Below are 5021 nucleotides of genomic sequence, written 5' to 3' on the forward strand. Positions count from 1 at the left end.
TGCCGTCCTCGTCGTGCCGAGCGCCACCGTGATGCCTCCCAGGAGGACGACGAGCGCGGCGGCGGCTCCCGCCCACCGGCGTCGTCCGGGCCGGGGCCCGCGCGCGGCTGACCGCCGCGCCGGTGGCGGGGGTTGGCTTGTCCCGTACATGGTTCGCACGCTTTCGTCGGGGGTCGGGGAGTGGGCGCGCGTCAGCCGACGCGGAGGAGCTGCCACTGCTGGTTGGCGCCGCCCCAGTCGCTGTACTGGACGATGTTGCCGCCGTCGGCGGTCGCCGCGCCCTGGACCTCGACCGCCTTGCCGCTGTTGCGGTTGACCAGGCGGACGTACCCGCCGGCGTCGACCGCGCGGAACTGCTGGTTGGTGCCGTTGCCGTCGGCCCACTGCACGATCGACGCGCCGTCGGCGGTGGAGAAGTTGTGGACGTCGAGCACCTTGCCCGAGTGCCGCGACTTCACCCGGTAGTAGCCGCCGCCGGAGTCGACGAACTGCCACTGCTGCTGGTTGCCGTCGTTGCGGGTCCACTGGGTGATGCGCGCGCCGTCGTTGGTGGCGAGGTTGTAGACGTCGAGCGCCTTGCCGCTGTTGCGGTTCACCAGCACGTACCAGGCCGTCGGGTCGATGATCCCGGGCTGCGGCGAGCCGCCGTTGAGGGCGTCGAGGACGGCGGTGTAGGCGGCCTTCTTGTTGCCCGCACCGTCGAACAGCAGCGGGTTCTGGCCGGTGCGCCACGAGTCGGTGTCGCGGATGCCCCAGACGGTGATGCCGGTGCAGCGGGCGACGGCCAGGCACGCGCGGGTGACCGTGCCGAACGCGGCGGCCTGGTTGGCCCCGGAGATGTCCAGCTCGGTGATCTGCACGTCGACGCCGAGGTCGGCGAAGCGCTGGATGTTGGCCTGGTAGTCCGAGGGGGCCGAGTTGGTCAGGTGCGACTGGAGGCCGACGCAGTCGATGGGCACGCCGCGCGCCTTGAAGTCGCGGACCATGTTGTAGATGCCGGTGGACTTCGCGTTGATGCCGTCGGTGTTGTAGTCGTTGTAGCAGAGCTTCGCGCCGGGGTCGGCGGCGCGGGCGGTGCGGAAGGCGACCTCGATCCAGTCGTTGCCGGTGCGCTGGAGGTTGGAGTCGCGCCGGCCGCCGCTGCCGCCGTCGGCGAACGCCTCGTTCACCACGTCCCAGGAGTGGATCTTGCCCCGGTAGTAGGTGGCGACCCGGTTGATGTGGTTGACCAGCGCGGAGCGCAGCGCCGAGCCCTCCATGCGCTGCATCCAGCCGGGCTGCTGCGCGTGCCACGCCAGGGTGTGCCCGCGCACCTTCATGCCGCGGCTGAGGGCGTGGTTGACGATCCGGTCGCCGTTGGTGAACGTGAACTGGCCCTGGTTGGGCTCGGTCGCGTCCATCTTCATCTCGTTCTCGGCGGTGACGCTGGAGAACTCCCGGTTCAGGATCGTGGCGTAGGTCGAGTCGCCGAGCCTGCCCGCCGCCACGGCGGTGCCGAAGTACCGGCCCTTCTCCGCCGCCGCCGCGCCCAGCGTCGTGCCCGCCAGGGCCTGACCGCCGAACGCCACCGTCATCGTGGTGGCGACGAGTCCCGCGACGAGCAGCAACGCCGTTGTTCTCGGCCGGCGCGTGGTCGCCGGCCGAATGACCGCTCGTGTCGAATGGTTCATCACGTGTCCTCACGGATCAGAACACCGCGGGTCTCGTTCCCGCGGTGGCAGGGGAATCGGTGGACACCCGCACCCGGCCGACCGGGATGAAGCATATTTGTGAACGCTAACAACAGTGGTGTTGAATCCCTCGGGTCGAAATGGAGGGGTGGTGGGTGCGGCGGTCGTCACCGCGTGCGGGGTCGTGCCCATCAGACTGTGGACGACGGCGGGCGGCCGGTCAAGGCGTAATGAAAAATTTTCGTGCAGGTGGGAGGTGGTGCGGGTGCCTGCCGTCCCGGGACGGTCGCGGGACGGGCCGGCGGCACCCGCGGGTGGCGTGGTCAGGTCGAACGCCATTCGACGGTGAATTCGACCGGCCAGCTAAAGTGAGCGCAAACATATTTAGCTTTGACCGTGTTGCCGGCCCTTCGTTACATTGGCGTGACGATCACGACGGCCGCACCCCGGGCCCGCCGCCGCCCTCGTCGGCCGCTGTCGTGGGCACCACCCGCACCGGTTCGCGACCGATCCGCGCCGGCGGCCCGTTCACCTCGCGCGAAAGGGGCAACGATGCCCGTCCGACCCCGCAGAGCCCTCCACCTCGTGGTCGCCGCGCTGGCGGTGCTCGCGACCGCCACCGCCGCACCCGCCACCACCGCGCCCGCCGCCCAGGCCGCTCCCGGCAGCCCGGCGCTGACCCCGCCGATGGGGTGGAACAGCTGGAACAGCTTCGGCTGCGGGATCACCGAGGCGCAGGTGCGGCAGGCCGCGGACGCCATGGTGTCCTCCGGGATGAGGGACGCCGGCTACCAGTACGTGGTGGTGGACGACTGCTGGTTCGACCCGCAGCGCGACTCGGCGGGCAACCTGCGCAACCACCCGACGAAGTTCCCCAGCGGGATGAAGGCGCTCGGCGACTACATCCACTCGAAGGGGCTGAAGTTCGGCATCTACCAGGCGCCCAACGAGAAGACGTGCGCCCAGGGCACGGGCGCGCACCCCGGTTCGACCGGCAGCAAGGGCCACGAGGCGCAGGACGCGCGGTCGTTCGCCTCGTGGGGCGTGGACTACCTCAAGTACGACTGGTGCTCGGGCGCCGGCACGCGGGACGAGCAGGTGGCGCGGTTCTCGATCATGCGCGACGCCCTGCGGGCGACCGGCCGCCCGATCGTGTACAGCATCAACCCCAACAGCTTCCACGCCATCACCGGCGACAAGTACGACTGGGGCGAGGTCGCCGACCTGTGGCGGACCACGGAGGACCTGCTCGACATCTGGCAGAACGGCAACACCAACAGCTACCCGATGGGCGTGGGCAACGTCCTGGACGTCACCGCCCCGCTGGCCGCGCAGACCGGCCCCGGCAACTGGAACGACCCCGACATGCTGGTCGTCGGCCGCCCCGGGTTGAGCCTGACCGAGTCGCGCGCGCACTTCGCGCTGTGGGCGCTGATGGCCGCGCCGCTGATGGCGGGCAACGACATCCGCACCATGTCGGCCGACGTGAGCGCCGTCCTGCGCAACCCGCGGCTGATCGCGGTGAACCAGGACCAGCTCGGCGCGGGCGGGCGGCGCGTGCGCGACGACGGCAACACCGAGGTCTTCGCCAAGGCGCTGTCCGACGGCTCGGTCGCGGTGGGCCTGGTCAACCGGGGCGGCGCCACCGCCACCGTCACCACCACGGCCGCGCAGGTCGGCCTGAGCGGCGGCTCGTTCACCCTCACGGACCTGTGGACCGGCGGCACGTCGAGCAGCGCGGGTCAGGTCTCGGCGAGCGTGCCGGCGCACGGCGTCGCCGCGTTCCGGGTCTCCGGCGGCACGCCGACCGCCGCCACGACCGCCCGCCTGCGCGGCACCGGCTCGGGCCGCTGCCTGGACGTGGACAACGCCTCCACCGCCGCCGGCTCGACCGTGCTGATCTGGGACTGCCACACCGCCGCCAACCAGCTGTGGACCACCTGGGCGGGCGGCGAGGTCCGCGTGTTCGGCGACAAGTGCCTCGACGCGTACAACCAGGGCACCGCCAACGGCACCCGCGTCATCACCTGGACCTGCAACGGCCAGGACAACCAGAAGTGGACCGCCGGTTCCGACGGCTCCCTCCGCAACACCCGCTCCGGCCTCTGCCTCGACGTCAACCAGGCGGCCACGGCCAACGGCTCCCCGCTGGTGCTGTGGACGTGCAACGGGCAGGCCAACCAGAAGTGGACGCGCGCGTGACCGTGCCCCACCGCCGGCACACCGCGCCGAACGACGGCCAGACCCCGGGAGAACCCATGCGACCGCACCTCCGACGACTCGCCGCGTGCGCCGCGGCACTGGTCACCGCCGCGCTGCTGCCCGCCGCGCTGCCCGCGGGCCCGGCCGCCGCCGAGTCCAACGGCGGCGTGCGGGTGATGCCGCTGGGCGACTCGATCACCGAGGGCACGCAGGTGCCCGGCGGCTACCGGATCGGGCTGTGGCAGCGGCTCGCGGCCGGCGGTTACCGGGTGGACTTCGTCGGGTCCCAGTTCAACGGCCCCGCCTCGCTCTGGGACCACGACCACCAGGGCCACCCGGGCTGGCGCATCGACCAGGTCGACGCGAACGTCGCGACCTGGCTGCGCAACACCACCCCGCGCACGGTGCTGCTGCACATCGGCACCAACGACATCCTCCAGAACCGGGACGTCGCCAACGCGCCCGCCCGACTGTCCGCGCTCGTCGACCGCATCACCGCGACCGCGCCGAACGCGGACGTCCTCGTCGCGACGATCATCCCGCTGGCCAACGCCGGGCAGGCGGCCGCCGCCCGCACCTTCAACGCCGCGCTGCCCGGCATCGTGCAGGCCAAGGTGAACGCGGGCAAGCGCGTGCGCCTGGTGGACATGCACTCCGCGCTGACGACGGCCGACCTGATCGACGGCGTGCACCCCACCGCCACCGGCTACGACAAGATGGCCGCGACCTGGTACGCCGCCCTGCGCGCCGTCCCGGGGAGCATCGGCGACCCCGTCACCGCGCAGGGCAGGCAGGTCGTGGGTGCGGCCTCGGGCCGCTGCCTCGACCTGCCGGGCTCGTCGACCGCCAACGGCACGCAGCTCCAGCTGTGGGACTGCCACACCCAGCCCAACCAGGTGTGGACGCACGACGCCGGGAAGCAACTGGTCGTCCAGGGCACCAAGTGCCTCGACGCCGAGGGCGGCGGCACGTCCCCGGGCACCCGGGTGATCACCTGGGACTGCCACGGCGGCGCCAACCAGCAGTGGAACGCCAACGCCAACGGCACCATCACCAACGCCCGGTCCGGCCTGTGCCTGGACCCGTACAACCTCGGCACCGCCAACGGGACCAAGCTCGTCCTGTGGACCTGCACGGGGCAGGACAACC

At 71.7% G+C, this 5021-nt stretch carries 3 protein-coding genes; 2 read left to right on the forward strand and 1 reads right to left on the reverse strand.

Annotated features, from left to right (window positions below; translation table 11 throughout):
* Positions 1-191: 191 nt before the first annotated feature.
* Entirely contained in the window at positions 192-1670 is a 1479-nt protein-coding gene (locus ACR807_RS41050; RefSeq protein WP_438926958.1) for an endo-1,4-beta-xylanase, read from the reverse strand.
* Between the two features lie 552 nt (positions 1671-2222).
* On the opposite strand from ACR807_RS41050, the gene ACR807_RS41055 reads away from it, so the two are divergent.
* Together ACR807_RS41055 and ACR807_RS41060 are read left to right on the forward strand one after the other, a co-directional pair.
* Positions 2223-3872, forward strand: coding sequence for a glycoside hydrolase family 27 protein (locus ACR807_RS41055; RefSeq protein ID WP_438926959.1), 1650 nt, complete (start codon positions 2223-2225; stop codon positions 3870-3872).
* 56 nt (positions 3873-3928) lie between these two features.
* A partial coding sequence (locus ACR807_RS41060; RefSeq protein ID WP_438926960.1) for a ricin-type beta-trefoil lectin domain protein occupies positions 3929-5021 on the forward strand: 1093 nt, incomplete at its 3' end.

The organism is Saccharothrix sabaoui (assembly GCF_051756985.1).
In the GTDB taxonomy this organism is placed as follows: domain Bacteria; phylum Actinomycetota; class Actinomycetes; order Mycobacteriales; family Pseudonocardiaceae; genus Actinosynnema.

Bases quoted from the DNA above. Each gene is read 5' to 3' on its own strand.
- ACR807_RS41050 (WP_438926958.1), bottom strand. From the start codon at position 1,670: ATGAACCATTCGACACGAGCGGTCATTCGGCCGGCGACCACGCGCCGG.
- ACR807_RS41055 (WP_438926959.1), top strand. From the start codon at position 2,223: ATGCCCGTCCGACCCCGCAGAGCCCTCCACCTCGTGGTCGCCGCGCTG.